This window comes from Halorubrum distributum JCM 10118, from assembly GCF_000337335.1.
Classification (GTDB): Archaea; Halobacteriota; Halobacteria; order Halobacteriales; family Haloferacaceae; genus Halorubrum; species Halorubrum distributum.
On record NZ_AOJN01000056.1, the window covers coordinates 38,875 to 54,572 of the forward strand.

The 15,698-nt window shown below is 61.1% G+C and carries 12 protein-coding genes and 1 pseudogene; 10 read left to right on the forward strand and 3 right to left on the reverse strand.

Annotation, left to right across the window (positions count from 1 at the left end):
• Positions 1–182: 182 nt before the first annotated feature.
• Positions 183–1,003 (reverse strand): annotated as a pseudogene (locus tag C466_RS12990) (IS5 family transposase).
• A 475-nt stretch (positions 1,004–1,478) separates the two neighbouring features.
• On the opposite strand from C466_RS12990, the gene C466_RS12995 reads away from it, so the two are divergent.
• The 3 genes from C466_RS12995 to mobA are packed head-to-tail and all read left to right on the forward strand — an operon-like array spanning position 1,479 to position 2,853.
• A complete protein-coding gene (locus C466_RS12995) occupies positions 1,479–1,700 on the forward strand; it encodes a 4Fe-4S ferredoxin N-terminal domain-containing protein (RefSeq protein ID WP_239640340.1) in 222 nt (73 codons plus the stop codon).
• Positions 1,700–2,200, forward strand: a complete 501-nt coding sequence (locus tag C466_RS13000) for a molybdopterin-dependent oxidoreductase (protein WP_004597817.1) — start codon at positions 1,700–1,702, stop codon at positions 2,198–2,200. The genes C466_RS12995 and C466_RS13000 overlap by 1 nt, the downstream gene beginning before the upstream one ends.
• Entirely contained in the window at positions 2,197–2,853 is a 657-nt protein-coding gene (gene mobA / locus C466_RS13005) for a molybdenum cofactor guanylyltransferase (protein WP_004597819.1), read from the forward strand. The genes C466_RS13000 and mobA overlap by 4 nt, the downstream gene beginning before the upstream one ends.
• Positions 2,854–2,930: 77 nt before the next feature.
• Here mobA and C466_RS13010 read toward each other — a convergent pair whose 3' ends face one another.
• Positions 2,931–4,769 (reverse strand): bacterio-opsin activator domain-containing protein, encoded by a 1,839-nt coding sequence (locus C466_RS13010; RefSeq protein WP_004597821.1) that lies wholly within the window; start codon positions 4,767–4,769, stop codon positions 2,931–2,933.
• Between the two features lie 345 nt (positions 4,770–5,114).
• Between C466_RS13010 and C466_RS13015 the strand changes: the two genes are divergently transcribed.
• From C466_RS13015 to C466_RS13035, 5 genes are read left to right on the forward strand one after another with little or no spacing between them, the layout of a single operon-like run.
• Positions 5,115–6,146: a 4Fe-4S dicluster domain-containing protein gene (locus tag C466_RS13015; protein ID WP_049902444.1), complete on the forward strand. Its 1,032-nt coding sequence runs from the start codon at positions 5,115–5,117 to the stop codon at positions 6,144–6,146.
• A 4-nt stretch (positions 6,147–6,150) separates the two neighbouring features.
• Positions 6,151–7,422, forward strand: coding sequence for an NrfD/PsrC family molybdoenzyme membrane anchor subunit (nrfD, locus tag C466_RS13020; protein WP_004597825.1), 1,272 nt, complete (start codon positions 6,151–6,153; stop codon positions 7,420–7,422).
• Positions 7,419–10,676 (forward strand): molybdopterin-dependent oxidoreductase, encoded by a 3,258-nt coding sequence (locus tag C466_RS13025; RefSeq protein ID WP_004599833.1) that lies wholly within the window; start codon positions 7,419–7,421, stop codon positions 10,674–10,676. The genes nrfD and C466_RS13025 overlap by 4 nt, the downstream gene beginning before the upstream one ends.
• A gap of 6 nt (positions 10,677–10,682) precedes the next feature.
• Positions 10,683–11,399, forward strand: a complete 717-nt coding sequence (locus C466_RS13030) for a TorD/DmsD family molecular chaperone (RefSeq protein ID WP_193366053.1) — start codon at positions 10,683–10,685, stop codon at positions 11,397–11,399.
• An 11-nt stretch (positions 11,400–11,410) separates the two neighbouring features.
• Positions 11,411–12,490 (forward strand): Mrp/NBP35 family ATP-binding protein, encoded by a 1,080-nt coding sequence (locus tag C466_RS13035; RefSeq protein ID WP_004597831.1) that lies wholly within the window; start codon positions 11,411–11,413, stop codon positions 12,488–12,490.
• Between the two features lie 718 nt (positions 12,491–13,208).
• Here the strand turns inward: C466_RS13035 and fni are convergent.
• A complete protein-coding gene (gene fni / locus C466_RS13040; protein WP_004597834.1) occupies positions 13,209–14,291 on the reverse strand; it encodes a type 2 isopentenyl-diphosphate Delta-isomerase in 1,083 nt (360 codons plus the stop codon).
• A gap of 172 nt (positions 14,292–14,463) precedes the next feature.
• On the opposite strand from fni, the gene C466_RS16185 reads away from it, so the two are divergent.
• Positions 14,464–15,108 (forward strand): ArsR/SmtB family transcription factor, encoded by a 645-nt coding sequence (locus tag C466_RS16185; RefSeq protein WP_004597836.1) that lies wholly within the window; start codon positions 14,464–14,466, stop codon positions 15,106–15,108.
• Between the two features lie 71 nt (positions 15,109–15,179).
• Entirely contained in the window at positions 15,180–15,647 is a 468-nt protein-coding gene (locus tag C466_RS16625; protein ID WP_204366011.1) for a hypothetical protein, read from the forward strand.
• The last annotated feature ends 51 nt before the right edge of the window (positions 15,648–15,698 follow it).

Genomic DNA, 15,698 nt, shown 5'->3' on the forward strand with positions numbered 1-15,698 from the left:
ATACTCGGACAAACGCCCTCTGTGTTTCTTCGTGACAAATTTACTGACCCTGTCTGGCTATTCAGCTGTGTGTTTCTGGTGACCATCTGGGTTTGGATGTATCCAAGATTACAAACGAACCCGGATAAACAAACAAGCTAATTCTCTGCTGGCTTGTCATCTACTTGGTCTGTATTGACCGCTCAGAGTGATCGATCTACATTATGAATGAGACAGGCAATGGTGAGTTCACGGAACTGCTTCCACCACCGCCGTGACCGGACAAACGCACCATACTTTCGCTTGAGTGTTGAGTTCACAGTCTCGGATTGACTCCGTTATCCGTAGAGATCAGCGTCTAAGCGTGCGTTCCATGCCTTGTGGAGTGATGTGAACTCACGATGCTTAATCAGTGGCCGAACCTCGTGTTGCCGGGCGAGCCGCCTGATTTTCTGATCGTCGTAGCCTTTGTCTCCGAGGAGAATATCGATACACTCGGGGTTGCGCTTGATCAACGACGGAGCGATCTGGCTATCGTGTTTTCGAGTCGTCGTCACGTGTAGATCGAGAATTGCGTTCACCTTCGCATCGACCAGCAACGTCACCTTGAGCTGCTGAATCGTGATCTCGGCCCGTTTTGTGTAGTGTTTCGAGGCGTGACTGCGGTCGAAAGCTGACGCATCAATTCCAACGACGCCGCTTGTCGGAAGTAGCGACACTGAGAGAGTCAATATAATACGCCATACAGCCATATCAAGCCGGTTGAACGCCTTACAGAGCGTTGAAGCAGTAGGAAACTCGGTTAGCCCGAGAACACGACGGATGCGTGGCATCTCGATCAGTTCGTCAAGTAGGCCACGGTAGGTCGTGTTCTTCCGCACTTTGAGACAGAGCAGAACAACGTGCTGCGGGAGTGTATAGCGGTGTTTGGAAACTTCGAGGAGTATCGAGAAACTGCTCGTCGGGCCAGATGGATCGCCTTCTCAGTAAACCGGAGAATCTGCGACTTCGGGAGGGCTTTCATCTCGTCGAATTATACGACGAACATGTAACTCGATGAGGATTCCAACAGAGCCTGCTTTTACTATTCAACCGCTGTAGGTTTCGGTATGAGACCGCCAGCGAGTCTCGGATTGGCGGTCAGATATCTCTTCTCGTGGCCAAGAGCGAGCCGTTGAGACCCCCGAAGGGAAATAGGAATCAGCTATGGTAGCGTTTCCAGATGAGTTCTACTGGATTGCAGCGTTTGCCATTATCGCGGCGCTGGTGAACAGTGCCGTCTCGGTCTGCGACGAGAAGGTTCGAGTTGGGATCGCCGTCGAGCAGTCACTCGGACGATGGGGGACCCCAGGATCCCAAACAGTATTGGTACCCGCACTATACCCGAACGCTTCGTCGTATCTGTCCCCAACAGTATTGGAAGTACGCTCAACAACCGGGATTGCGTATCCCTGCGTGTATGTCGACAATCGCCGTAGGTGTGAAAGGAGGTGCTAGCCGTGAGTAGTACCGACGAGTGGCTTCCCGGTATCCCCGACGCGGGAACGAACAAGTTAGACGCGATGGCCGATGCGGAGCAGACAAATCCGCGAGAGGAACTCAAAAAGACCGACTACGACACGGAGCTGGGGCTCGCGATGACCGAGGACGCACAACGGGTCTCGCACGGTGAATTGTCCAGCGACGAGGCGGCGACTGAGGCCGTGCGAGGTGACGCCTAATGGATGGTGTCGTCGTTTTTGACGGTGACGACCCGAACGAGCTTGCGGACGCGCCCACGAGCTTTGTCATCGGCAGCGGCGGTGAACGGCGTGCGGTCGACGCCGCCGCCTGCGCCGACCGGTCGACCGTCACCCGCGAGTACACGATCCGCTGTGCGACCGGTGAGCGGACGACCGCCTCCTGGACCGGCGTCCCGGTGACCGACCTGCTGGATATCGTCGACGCTCCGGCGGAGACGACGCACTTCCGGGTCGAGAGCGAAGACGGCTACGCGATCTGTGTCCCGGTCGCCGACGCACTCGACGGGGTCGTCGCGTTCGAACGCGACGGCGAACAGCTCCGGGAGACGCGGCCGTACGCGCTGCGGTTCCTGGCCGGCGATATCGACGGCGAGCGACTGGTGAAAGGAATCCACCGGATTGACCTGCTCAGCCTCCCGGCCGATGCTGATCCGGACCGGTACGAAACAGTGACCCTCGACAACCCCGAGTACGAATGAACGACGAGCACAACCAGGACGACCGCAATTGCTGGGCCGTGTCGGTCACGCCCATCGTGCTCGCCGGCGGCGGGAGTGAGCGCTTCGGGCCAGAGCCGAAGTCGCTAGCGACGGTCCAAGATCAGCCGATGATCGCTCGCATCGTCGACGCGGTGCGGGCCGCGACCGGTCGGACGCCGGTCGTCGCCGTCGGCGATCCGGAGAAGCAGTTCGTCGTCGACCCGGTCCTCTCGCCGCTAGTCCGCTACCGGTACGATGTCGAGTGGGGACGCGGCCCGCTCGCGGGGATCGCAGGGGCGATCGGTGCGGTCGAGACGGATGCCGTGTTCGTCTGCGGATGCGATATGCCGCAACTCGATCCCAGCGCGGTCGAGTGGCTCGTAGGCGAATACGCAAGCCGACCCGCCGCCGCGATCATCCCGGCGAACGACGCCGGACACCACCCCTTGCACGCCGTGTACGACTGTCGGGCGCTGGAACGATACTGTTCACAGCAACCTTCGGACCTCCGCCTGCAGCGGCTCGTGTCCGAACTCGACGCGACGGTCGTGCAGGACCAGGACGCCCCCGACCGTGTCCCGCTGAACCGTTCGGTCTCGAATACGAACACGCAGGCCGAACTGTGTGCCGTGCGAACGCGGATCAGCGACTGACATTATTTCTCATATGACAGTGATGACCCACAACAGCAAACCGGCGAGTATGTACCAGAGTAGCGACGTTCGCTCCACTAAGTGGCTACTGTTCTGTCGAACAGTGCCTCGAAGAGTTTCTTTTCGGCTGCCCGAAGGTGCTGGGTAAACGTCGTCTGTGAGATATCCATCATCGACGCGACTTCCTCTCCGCTGTGTTCACGGGGCCAATCGAAGAACCCTGAAAAATGGGCGGTCCGCGCTGCCTCCCGTTGTCGCTCTGTCAGCGCGGCTGTCAGCTGTTTTCGGAAGACTGCTTCAGTCTGTATGTCCTGCTCGCGCTCTCGTTGTGCGATCAGCGTCAACCCATCGTAGGTCGTCCGAAGCGCGTTGACGACGCTTCGAATATCGTTCGAGCTGGCTACCTGTGCGACCAGTCGTCCGGTGGTTCCAGTAATCGAAAACGACTCGATGCTTGCCCCGTACTGCGCGAACGTTGTGACGACCGACCGTTCGTTGATCGACAGCTGGAACAGCGCCTGCTCCTCGTGCGTATAAACGTGCTCTATGGTGTCGATAAAGTCGGCTTCGGCCGCATACTCGATGACGACCTCCGGATCGGGTTCGGTGACGGTAACGTACTGGACCTGCTCCTCGTCGCCGTCATCGACGACGTGCTCGAGTGTGACCGTACAATCGAGCTGTGCTGCCATATTCGCCAACGGCTCGTCGATTCCTGTCAACCGGAATTCTAATTCGGTGACGCTGTTGGAAATGAGCGTCTGCTTGCTCTCGACAGCGCTGATGGCGTCTGCGATCGTTTGACCGAGTTCGACGAAAACATCCCGCTCGATCAGGTCGAACGCGTTCGGGTTGCTAGTCACTACCCCGAGGACGCCATACTCCGCATCCTGATAGGCGAGCGGAACGACGACGCACCGTTTTTTGCCGACTGTCTGCAATCGGTCGTCCTCGACGTCGGTAAACACAGGGTCCTGTCCCTCTAGTGCCTGCTCGACCGGTGTCGGATCGGTGTTACACATCGCTTCGATATGATTCTCGAGCGATCCGAGGTCGCTGCCGGCCCAAGAGTGCGGGCTAACTGTGCCGTCGACGAGTCCTCGACTACCGATCCAGGCCACGTCGAAGAGATCCGACGAGGCGAACTGCTCACAGACGGTGGCCTCGATCTCGTCGCGTGTCGACGCAGCGACGAGTTCGCGGTTGATATCGCGGAGCACTTCGTTTGTATTGTTCAGTACCGTTAAGCGCCCGTTCTGATCCTCGATGCGCATTTCGCGTTCCTTTCGTTCGGTGATGTCGCGCTCGATCGCGACGTAGCGATTCACGTCCCCGTCCTCGGTGATCGGGGCGATCGTCGCGTCTATCCACAGTAGCTCACCTGATTTCCGGCGATTCGTCAGTTCGCCTTCCCAGACCGATCCTGACGTGATTTGGCCCCACAGCTCTGCGTAGAAGTCGTCGCCGTGTTTCCCGGACTGCCAGAGCCGAGGAGTCTCTCCGATCACCTCCTCTCGGTCGTACCCGGTGACCGACTCGACGGCCGGGTTGGCGTACTCGATAGTCCCGTCGGAATCGGTGAGAAAGATCGCGTGCCCGGCGTGTTCGATGGCCTTCTGAAAACTCCGGAGGCGCTCGTTTACTGCCCGAAGCTCCGTCTTGAGGGCGTTTTCTTCGGTGACGTACTCGGAGAGATAGTACACTGTCAACAAAGTCAGCACGCTCACGACGAGGCCGGGAAGCTCTTCGAGCCCGGTGCTCGCCGTTTGTACGGTGAGCAGTTGCCGAAGCGTCATAAAGGAAAACAGCAGCGTCAGGAAGCCGAACCGGCGGTCACGGGTGCGAGCGAGGAGCAGAATCGAATAGCCGACGCCGAGGAGCCGCAGTCCGATCGAGAGGGCGATAATCGCGTTCATACGGTTCGCGTCTGCCTCCGACAGCGATGGGACCCTCGGCCGCGGAGCGTTCGTCCGCTTCGACTCGACCAATTCATACTCGGAGGTAACTGGTCTCGCCGAATAACCCCTGTGATCGGTGCTTCGCTCGAGACGCGGCCCGGTTTGTCCCCGGCTGACCCCGACCCAAACAGTATTGGTACGCTCGATATGGGGTGTCTCTCCGGAGTCGGGCCGACTCAGACTATATTGGTATCACCCTCTCCACGGGCGGCAACGTACGAATACGTGTATGAACTCCAAGACTGACCGGCTGACGCAGGAGCAACTGCTCGTCGGCAGGACGACCGGCAACGGGTGGTCGCGATGAGCACCGCAGACGACGACACGCTCCCCGGTATCCCGAACGTCGGGAAGGCCGACCTCGACGCGATGGTCGAGAAGGAGCGACCCGATCCGCGAGAGGAACTCGCAGACGTCGAGGCGGACACGGATCTCGGCGTCGCGATGGCCGAGGATGCACAGCGCGTCGCACGCGGTGAACTCTCCGGCGACGAGTACTGGGAAAAGTACGACGAAGCCGCGGCTGCCGAGTTCGGCGAGGCGTATCAGGAGACGCCGAACCCTGCGGTCGACGCCGGCGACCAGACTGTCTCGACGGAGACGGCCGAATCGTTGAGCTGTGCCGTCGGATCGATGGACACCGTTGCGACGGAGTCGACGCAGGTCGAAGGAGACGGGCCCGACGGTGGGATCGGCGCGGGCGACGAGAAGTGGGGGATGGTAATCGACCTCCAGAAGTGCGTCGGCTGTGACTCGTGTACGGTCGCGTGTAAGTCCGAAAACCGGACACCGCCCGGCGTTTCCTACAACGTCGTGATGGAAGAGGAACACGGCGAGTTCCCGAACGTCACCCGGACGAACGTGCCACGACCGTGTATGCAGTGCGATAACCCGCCGTGCGTGCAGGTGTGTCCGGTCTCGGCGACGTACAAGATGGACGACGGCGTGGTCAACATCGACTACGACCGGTGTATCGGCTGCCGGTACTGCAACATCGCCTGTCCGTACGGGGCGCGGTACTTCGACTTCGGCGAGAACTACGACGACGAGGTTGACGGAGCCGGCGAACTGACCAGCTCCGAGTACGGGGTCGACCGGGGACCGCGCGAAGAGGGCAAATCGCCGATCGGCAACATCCGAAAGTGCAGTTTCTGTACGCACCGGCTGGAGCGCGGCGAAGAGCCGGCGTGCGTCGAGACGTGCGTCGGCGACGCCCGGAACATGGGCGATCTCGAGAACCCCGACAGCGACGTGGCACAGATGGCCGACTCCTCACGCGCGTTCCAACTGAAAGAAGACGAGGGGACCGACCCCAACGTCTACTACCTCAAATAAGACAATGGCAACACAGAGTTCACGCTTCGAGTTCGATCCGGGATTCGAAGATGACCGGCTGCGGATCGTCTGGTACGCGATCATCGGCGTCCTCGTCGCCGTCGGCGCGTACGCGACGTACCTCCGGCTTACGGGAGGGATGGCGACCACCAACCTCACGAGCATCGTCCCGTGGGGGGCGTGGGTCGCCTTCTACATCTACTTCGTCGGCCTCTCCGCCGGCGCGTTTCTCGTGAGCACGATGGCCAACGTCTTCGAGGTCGAAGGGATGCACAGGATCGACCGCGACGCGCTGTTTGCGGCCATCATCAGTATGGCGGTGGCGCTGCTGTTCGTCTGGATCGACCTCGGACGGATGGACCGGATGTACTTCCCGTTCCTCTGGCGCCAACTGACTTCCGCGCTCTCGTGGGAAGTGCACGCCTACGTGGCCTATATCGGGATTCTGGTCACGGAGCTGTATTTCTCGATGCGGATCGACCTCGCGCGGGTCGCGCAGCGCGCCTCGGGGCTTCGACAGACGTTCTACGCGGCGCTCGCGCTCGGCCGGCTGGACACGAGCGAGGGGTCTCAGTCGTTCGATCAGCGCTGGCTCAAGCGGGCCGGTATCGTCGGGATCCCACTGGCGATCTTCTTGGTCCACGGCGGGACCGGCGTGCTGTTCGCCGTCTCGAAGGCCCGTCCGTACTGGAACAGCGGGCTGTTTCCGGTGATCTTCGTCATCTCGGCACTGCTCAGCGGGACCGCGCTCGTGATGGTGATCTACGTGCTTCGGACCCGGCTGTTCGACGGCGACTCGGTCGACCCGGACTTGCTCGACCGCCTCGCACAGCTTTTGATCGGCTTCATTATCGTCGACGCCGCCCTGACCGCCATCGAGACGTTCATCGCAATCGCCAGCCTCCACCCCCACGAGATCGAGACCTGGCAGGTCATTATGTACGGCCCGATGTCCTGGTCGTTCTGGTGGTTTATGATCGGATTCAGCTGGGTGTTCCCGATGGTATTGCTGACCAAGAAGTCCTGGCGGCGCACGCCGTCGGTGATGGTGCTTGCCGGACTGAGCGTCGTCATCGGGATCGTCGCGGTTCGGTTCAATATCGTCGTTCCGGCACAGATCATGCCGGTAATGGAGGGGCTCCCCCACGGATCGTACTTCCCGACGCTGGTCGAGTGGGGGACGAGCGTCGGGATGATAGGCGTCGGACTGCTGTTGTACACGCTCGGTGCGGAGACGCTGCCGTTGACGCCGCTTACCGGAGGTGACCACGAATGAGTACTGACGATTCAGGCGATGACGGCGCAGGCGTATCGCGTCGTGACTTCGTCAAGGCGGTCGGAAGTATCGGAATCATCGCGGCGGCCAGCAACGCCGCGGTCGACGTGGACGTCGACGACCTGTGGACGGACGACGAGTTCCACTACGTCGGGGACGACTACGGCGAGTACAGCGCGAGCGACGTGATACACACCACCTGCGGACAGTGTAACACCTTCTGTCCGATCAAGGTCCAACTCGCGGACGGGAGCGGGACCGGCGAGTACAGCTCGCTTGTCCGGAAGCTCGCCGGAAACCCGTACTCGTTCCTCAACACGCAGCCGTTCTCGCAGGTGCCCTACGAGAGCGACCCGGAGGACGTGGCGATGGGCGACATCGAGGGGAGCGGCGACATCGCCACCGACCGCTGGTCGCTCTCGGGCGGGCGAATCTGTCTGAAGGGCCAGGCGGGCATCCAGACGGCCTTCGACAGCTACCGTGTCCGCCAGCCGATGAAACGGGTCGGCCCGCGCGGGTCGGGCGAGTGGAAGACCGTCTCGTGGGACCAAGTGATTCGAGACATCGTCGAGGGCGACGACGACCTCGGCCACCCTGGACTCAAAGACATCTGGGGATACGCCCCACAGGAGGCGGTGATGAGCGATTGGGAGGCCGTCCAGAGCGGCGAGCTGTCCAAGTCGGCGTTCGACGAGAAGTACGCGGACGACCTCATCGACACCGACCACCCCGATCTGGGGCCGAAGTCCAACCAGATCGTCGATGTCGGCGGGTTCCGCCGAAACTTCATTCGGAACCGGCTCTGGCACCAGGGGCTGGGGTCGATAAACAGCATCCACCACGCCGGGACCTGCGGCGTTTCGAGCGTGATGGGTAACGTGCGCTCCCACGGCGGCAAAAAGAAGCGCCAGTACCCCGACATCGAGAACTGCGAGTACCTCATCGCGTGGGGGACCAATCCCATGGTCGCCAACAAGGGCCCGACGTGGCTCGCACCGAAGCTGACGAACGCCATCGAGGACGGAATGCGGATGGACGTCGTCGACCCGCGCCTGTCGAAGACGGCCGAAAAGGCCGACACGTGGGTGCCCGTCGAACCCGGCGCGGACGGGGCGCTCGCGCTCGGGATGGCGCGGTGGATCATCGAGAACGACCGCCACGATCTGACCTACCTCCAGAATCCCTCACGGTCGGCCGCGAGCGACGACGACGAACCCACGTGGAGCGACGCGACGCACCTCGTGCTCGTCGACGAGTCGGCGGGACCGAAGGCGCGCGCCACCGACCTCGGACTCGTTTCGGAGGACGCCGATGCCGCCGACGACTTCGTCGCCGTCGATGCGGCCACAGGCGAACCACGGGCCGCAAGCGAGGTCGACACGGCCGTTCTCGACGTCGACATGACCGTCGACGGGATGGCGGTTCGGAGCGTCTGGAGCCAGTACCGCGAGCGGGTCTTCGAGCACACCGTCGAGGAGTACGCCGAGATGGCCGGCGTGCCGGCCGAGCAGATCGCGGAGATCGCCGACGAGTTCACCAGCCACGGGAAACGCGCAGCGATTATGGCCTACCGCGGGCCGGCGAAGCACACCAACGGCTTCTACAACACGCGGGCGATTGCCACCCTCCAGCACCTCATCGGGAACTACGACTGGAAGGGCGGCCAGATCACGCCCTACGCGGGCTACGACACCATGTCCGGCCGGTACGAACTCGGCTCGGTCCCGGACGGGCACGCGCCGTGGGGGATCCCCCTGCTCCGTGGGGGCGTCAACTACGAAGACACCTCGCTGTTCGACCGCGACGACGGCTACCCGGCGAAGCGACCGTGGTTCCCCGTCGCGCCGCCGCAGGCGACCCAGGAGCTCTACGGGAGCGCCGCTGCCGAGTATCCGTACGGTGTCGAGGCGCTGTTCATCCGGCCGTACTCGAACAACCACGTCATGGCGGTTGCCGGTGGCGACGAGATCCCGGCGATACTCAAAGACACGGAGACGATCCCGCTGATCGTCGCCTCGGATACGGTCATCGGTGATACGAGCCAGTACGCCGACTACATCCTGCCCGAGCCGACCTACCTCGAACGGTGGGAGAACTTCGGGACGTACCCGAACAAGCGGCTAGCCGACGAGAAGATCAGCCAGCCGGCTGTCTCAGTCGTCCCCAACGCGCGTCCGTTCGAGGACGTGCTCATCGAGCTGTGGTCGGAACTCGATCTCCCCGGCGTCGGTTCGAACGCCATCCCCGACGCGGACGGCGACCTCTGGCCCCTCGAACAGGCCGAGGACTTCTACCTGAAGCTCGCTGCCAACATCGCGTACGGCCGGGATCCGGTCGCAGACGCGACTGAAGACGAGCTTCGGGTGTTCCGCGAGAGCCACGAGAACGGGCTCGGCGATCAGTTCGACCTCGAGCGCTGGCGGGCGGCCGTCACAGACGAGGAATGGTGGAAGGTCGTCACGGTGTTGAACCGAGGCGGTCGCTTCGAGGAGCCGACCGAGGGCTACGATGAGGCGTTCGCCGAGCACGGTCACGGCTACGACTACGCCGAGCGCGCGGACGACTCGAACGCCTACGACGGCGAGCATATGCGGTACAAACTCGAGTCGCGCGTCGACTTCTACAGCGAAGTCGTCCCGAATGGGAAACACTCCTTCACCGGCGAGCGGTTCGACCCGCTCCCGAGGGTCGACGACGTCGAGCACTACGACGGGACCGTCCAGGCCGCGGTGAGCGGCGACGACAACCGGGAGCGCCCGCTCCGGCTGATCAACTGGAAGCCCCGGACGCAGGGGATGCACCGCACCCAGAACAGCCCGTGGCTCCGCGAGACGCGCCCGGAGAACCCCGTGTGGATCAACCCCCGCGACGCCGACGAGCGCGGCATCGAGAACGGCGACGACATCGTCCTCGATGCAGGCCGCAAGACCGTCGACGCGGTCGCAATGGTCACGAGCGGAATCCGTCCCGGCGTCGTCGGCGCGATGTGGGGATGGGGCCGAACGGGTGGCGGTGCGACGGCCGAGACGATCGACGGCGAAACGCGCCCGGCGGTCGAGGCCGACGGCCACAGCGACTACCAGTTCGACGAGCCGATGACTGAGGAGGCCGGGTACGCGAAGGGACGCGATGCTGGCTTCGCGATCAATCACGTCCAGCCACTGGATGAAGAGCTCGGCGACACCGGTCTCTCGGACCTTGTTGGCGGAAGCAACGCACAGTACGACGCCTTCGTCGACGTGGAGCGGCGGTGATCTGACATGCCCACACACACGGCTGACGGCCGCGACGAGGCGACAATGGCGACGGCCCGCGCCCGGCTCTACGGGCTGTTGGCCGCAACCTTCGACGGCGAGGCCGAGACGATCGCGGCCGCACTCGATCGCGGGAGCTTCGCGGCCGTTGCCGAAGTGTTCCCGATCGACATCGAGACGGCAAATCTGCGCGGCGACGACCACGACGCCGACTCGCTGGGCGTCGGGTACGACAACCTGTTCGTCGTGCCGGGAACCCACTACGTCCCGCCATTCGCGTCCGCTCATGCGACCGATCCGAGCGAGGCGTTCGAGTCGGACTCCAGGTATCACACCGCCGGGGAGGCCGGCGAATTCCTCGGCGATCCGGCCGCCGACATGGCGCAGCTGTACGCCGCCGCCGAGTTCTCGCCCGAGCGTGGGGACAGCATCCCCGACCACGCCGCCGCCTGCTTCGAGTTTATGCGCGCGCTCTGCGAGCGAGAGGCGGTGCTCCTCGAAGACGACGGATCTGAAGCGAACCTCGACGCAGTCCGCGAGCTTCAGGCCCGGACGCTCTCCCGTCTTGGCTGGATCGACCGGTTCGAAGAGGCCGTTGCGAGCAGCGACACGGTCGAAGGCGTTTTCGCCGCAATCGCTCGTCTCGCGCGGACGTTCACCGCATGGGACGCGCAAGAAGTCGTACAGGCCGAACGGCAGCCGTCCGAAACCACACCTCCGTAACCACTCGACCGATGACAACCACAAACATCTCAGACGCAGACCTTCGTGATCGCCTCCGCGCCGTCGACGACCCGGCGCTCGATACCGACATCGTCACCGCCGGACTCGTCACCGATATTTCCGTCGACGGCGGGACCGCGACCGTCGAGCTCGCACTCGGCGCGCCGCATGCCCCTGACGAGGCCGCCATCGCGGAGCGCGTCCGTGAGGTCGCCGACGATGCGGGGATCGATGTCGAGCTCTCGGCGAACGTACCGTTGTTCGATGCTGCCGAATCGTCGGTTCTGCCTGGCGTCAAAAACGTGATCGCCGTCGCCTCCGGAAAGGGGGGTGTCGGGAAAAGCACCGTCGCCGTCAACCTCGCTGTTGGCCTCGCCGACCGCGGGGCGAACGTTGGACTGTTCGACGCCGACGTGTATGGCCCGAACGTCCCACAGATGCTCGGCGCCGACACCGATCCCGACGTGACGACCATCGACGGCGAGGAGCGGATCGAGCCGCCGACCGCCCACGGGTTGAAACTGATGAGCGTCGGGCTGATGATCGAAGACGACGATCCGGTGGTCTGGCGCGGCCCGGTCGCACAGAACACGCTCACTGACCTGTTTGCCGATGTTTCGTGGGGACGGCTGGACTACCTCGTCGTGGATCTCCCGCCGGGGACCGGTGACGTCCAGCTGACTGTGCTGCAGCACTTACCTGTCACAGGGACTGTCGTCGTCACGACACCACAGTCTGTCGCCGTAGACGATACCCGGAGAGGCGTCGAGATGTTCGGCGAGTACCAGACTAACGTGTTGGGTGTCGTCGAGAACATGAGTGGCTTCGTCTGCCCCAGTTGCGGAGACGCTCACGAGATTTTCGGTGAAGACGGTGGCCGATCGCTGGCCGACGCAGTCGATGTCCCGTACCTCGGAGCGCTTCCGCTGGATCCGGCGATCCGTGTGGGCGCCGACGCCGGCGAGCCGATCGTCCGTCAGGACGGTGCGAAGACCGCGGAAGCATTCCAAGACCTAGCGGGGACGGTTGCGAACAAAGTTGGCGTGCTGCGACGCCATTACCACCAGACTGCAACTGACGGTGGTGAATAAAACCCCTCGGTCCGGATATCGACGATATCTCCAAACTCCGTGGGTCAGTTCTAGTCAGCGACCTCGGGTAGGAATTCGGCGCCGCAGACAATTCGCTGGTCGCTATCGACTGTGAGCCAGCTTAATTTGTGGCCGGCTGAGAAACACAGCGTCAGCGTTGAGTCGTCCTCCCAGAGAATGTGATCTATGCCTTCTTCCGCTTCTACCCGGGTAACATATCTGCGAGCCGTTGTACCGTGGCGATCACGATGGGCGTGGCTAAGCACAAGACGAGTGCCACGCCGAGGGCCATCCACAGCTCAAGTGCCCACAGGAGGAGGAACGAACCTCTATTGAGGCGGATGTGTGCCGTCGTGTTATTAACAATATCTTCTTTTCTGTTAGCTCTGGCCATTCTATAATTGAATTAATGACTCCACAGATATCCAATATGAGCGCTTAGCAGGAGATGGATATTATTGACACGGACACTCTCGACAATTCGGATACTGGCCGGATGCCCGAATGCTTGCAGAATATGCACGCCCATCTTACTGCAGGCTCACTCGGTAATTCTTGGACCAAAACCAATCTCGATGAGACCGTATGCATTGAGACAATCGGTCTCAACTTCAGGGGGAGTTGGGTACTACTCGCTACTGGTTCGTTGTTCCACGTACTCGCGCGTCTCCCCGTGTAACACGTATTCTACCTGCTGAAGCTCGTTGATCGNTGGGTACTACTCGCTACTGGTTCGTTGTTCCACGTACTCGCGCGTCTCCCCGTGTAACACGTATTCTACCTGCTGAAGCTCGTTGATCGACCCCGAGCCGGTGACAAACATTGCTGTCCGCAGCTCGGCGATCAGGTCCTTGACTCGTTCGATGACAGCGTCTGTCCCATCTGTAGCTGGTTTCAGGAACGGTTTCGCTAACCCGCCGGCGTGGGCACCCAGGGCAATCGCTTTGGCCACGTCCAATCCCGTTCGTACGCCACCACTCGCAATTACGCAGTCGTGTTCGGCAGCACACTCGATCGTGCTTACAGCGGTTGGGATTCCCCATTCTCGAAACAGGGTGCCGATTCGTTTCTGTCGCGGCGCGTTTGCGGCTGCTGCGCGGTAGGCTTCGATCCCGGACCACGTCGTCCCACCTTTTCCAGCGACGTCGAGCGCGTCAACGCCTGCCGCAGTTAGCTCTCGGGCGGTCTCCCTGGAAATCCCGTTGCCTGTTTCCTTGACGATAATCGGCACCGAGAGTGACTCAGACACTCGTTCAATCGCAGCTACACAGTTCCGTCCATCGACATCGCCTTCTGGTTGGGTGGCTTCCTGGAGGAAGTTCAGGTGAACCGCGAGCGCGTCGGCGTCGATCATTTTGACTGCCTGCTCGACCATTTCAATGTCGTACTCTCGAAGCTGTGCAGCGCCGAGGTTCCCGTAGATGAACGCATCGGGTGCGGCATCGCGGACGACGGTGTACGATTCGAGGACGCGGTCGTCGTCGAGTTCGAGACCTGCCCGCTGACTACCGAGACCCATGGCGATACCGGTCTCGCTGGCGGCCCGGGCCAGCGCCCGATTAATCTCCGTCGTGTTCTGGTGCCCCCCCGTCATACTCTCGATGAAGATTGGGGCAGATAGGTCGTGACCCAAGAAGTCGATGGAGGGGTCGATCGCATCGTAATCGAGTTCCGGAAGCGCGTTATGGATGAGTCGGACGTCGTTGAAGCCCGTCCCTGCCGTTTCGACATCCCGATCCTGAACGATTTGTAGGTGGTCGTCTTTTCGGTCTTCAGTCTTCGAGGAGTCCTGTGCCGTCATTAGTTGAGTTTCTGTAAGAGATGTTAAAACAGAAACGTTCTATCGGTTGGTCCCGGATTCACATACCTATCCAAGGAGATACTTAGTTGGGTGACCATAATGCCTGAATCGGATTCAAACACTTCTTTGAGCCTTCCCTACCCAAATGATAACGCAAAGATACAAGACGACTATGTCTTCACTATTACCACTGAAACCTACCCCCGAAACAGCTTCGGACCGTGAATTAGAGCCGAGGCTCGTTGGATTCGAAGATGAATCTGCGGAACAGATTCTGTCAGCGGTCACTTCAACAACGGCGCGCCGGATTCTTAATCAGCTATATCATGAACCGACGACCGCGTCGGACATCGCCACTGAACTTGACTCTTCAGTACAGAACGTCAGTTATCATCTCAACCGACTCCAAGGCGCAGATCTCGTGGAAGTCATCGAAACGTGGTATTCCGAGCAAGGGCGTGAAATGGACGTATACGCTCCGAGCAATAGTGCACTTGTCCTCTTCGCCGGAGCGGAACGGACAGCCCCGTCACTCACGACCGCGTTGCGTCGTGTCTTCGGCGCAGTAGGTCTTGTTGGAGTTATCAGTGGAATCGTCCACACACGCTGGTCAGTGCTGACGCCCTCATCGTCGCTCCGAGGAGCTGAACCTCCTGTACAGCAACCAGACCCAACTATGTGGGAGACACTCGTTACGTTTGGGACCGGTCCTGGTGGATTCGTTCTGGGGATCGGTGTCTTCCTGATCCTGTTTCTTTTCATGGCATGGTACTGGCAGACGTATCGTCCTGCGCGGAGTCGTACCCAATCGATGTAAGTGGTCTTTGGGACTCAAACACCCATTTGAATCTGAGATAGGACAATATTTGGCCCCTCCAATGATAGCCCATGAAACGAAGAACGTTTCTGGCAAGCACTGGAATTGGTCTCGCAACCGCAACGGCGGGCTGTACCTCTCAAGCAACTTGGAGTAGAGCGCGTGAGACTGGCTCAGATACGACTACTACCACCTCAGAGGGTGGACAGACTGAGACGAAACAAACGCCCGAGCAGACACTGATTGAAGCCGGTGATACCGCTGAGCGGACTATTGGGACCGGATCGCTCGAAGAGCGTGGTCTCAGAAAAACTCACCACGTCACATTCGGGAACCCGACGGAGGAGCCCCACCAAGGAACGATTACGGTTTCAAAGGCCGACGAGACCGTGTTTGAGGAATCGGTAGAGTTCGAAGCAAACGCGAGTATCGCTGCGTCACTCACTGACCTCAATACGTATACTGCTCGTATGACGCTCCCCGAGTTGGATGCGACTGAACAGGTTCAGTACCTCACAAAGCATCGTCAGCGAACCTGACCTGAGTCACCTATTCTGTTACAATGAGTCGTCGGTAGTGGCTGATCAGCG

Excerpts from the sequence above, each read along its gene's own strand:
- C466_RS13010 (WP_004597821.1), bottom strand. The coding sequence starts at position 4,769 with ATGAACGCGATTATCGCCCTCTCGATCGGACTGCGGCTCCTCGGCGTC.
- C466_RS13030 (WP_193366053.1), top strand. The coding sequence starts at position 10,683 with ATGCCCACACACACGGCTGACGGCCGCGACGAGGCGACAATGGCGACG.
- C466_RS13025 (WP_004599833.1), top strand. The coding sequence starts at position 7,419 with ATGAGTACTGACGATTCAGGCGATGACGGCGCAGGCGTATCGCGTCGT.
- C466_RS13000 (WP_004597817.1), top strand. The coding sequence starts at position 1,700 with ATGGATGGTGTCGTCGTTTTTGACGGTGACGACCCGAACGAGCTTGCG.
- mobA (WP_004597819.1), top strand. The coding sequence starts at position 2,197 with ATGAACGACGAGCACAACCAGGACGACCGCAATTGCTGGGCCGTGTCG.
- C466_RS13015 (WP_049902444.1), top strand. The coding sequence starts at position 5,115 with ATGAGCACCGCAGACGACGACACGCTCCCCGGTATCCCGAACGTCGGG.
- fni (WP_004597834.1), bottom strand. The coding sequence starts at position 14,291 with ATGACGGCACAGGACTCCTCGAAGACTGAAGACCGAAAAGACGACCAC.
- nrfD (WP_004597825.1), top strand. The coding sequence starts at position 6,151 with ATGGCAACACAGAGTTCACGCTTCGAGTTCGATCCGGGATTCGAAGAT.
- C466_RS13035 (WP_004597831.1), top strand. The coding sequence starts at position 11,411 with ATGACAACCACAAACATCTCAGACGCAGACCTTCGTGATCGCCTCCGC.
- C466_RS16185 (WP_004597836.1), top strand. The coding sequence starts at position 14,464 with ATGTCTTCACTATTACCACTGAAACCTACCCCCGAAACAGCTTCGGAC.
- C466_RS16625 (WP_204366011.1), top strand. The coding sequence starts at position 15,180 with ATGAAACGAAGAACGTTTCTGGCAAGCACTGGAATTGGTCTCGCAACC.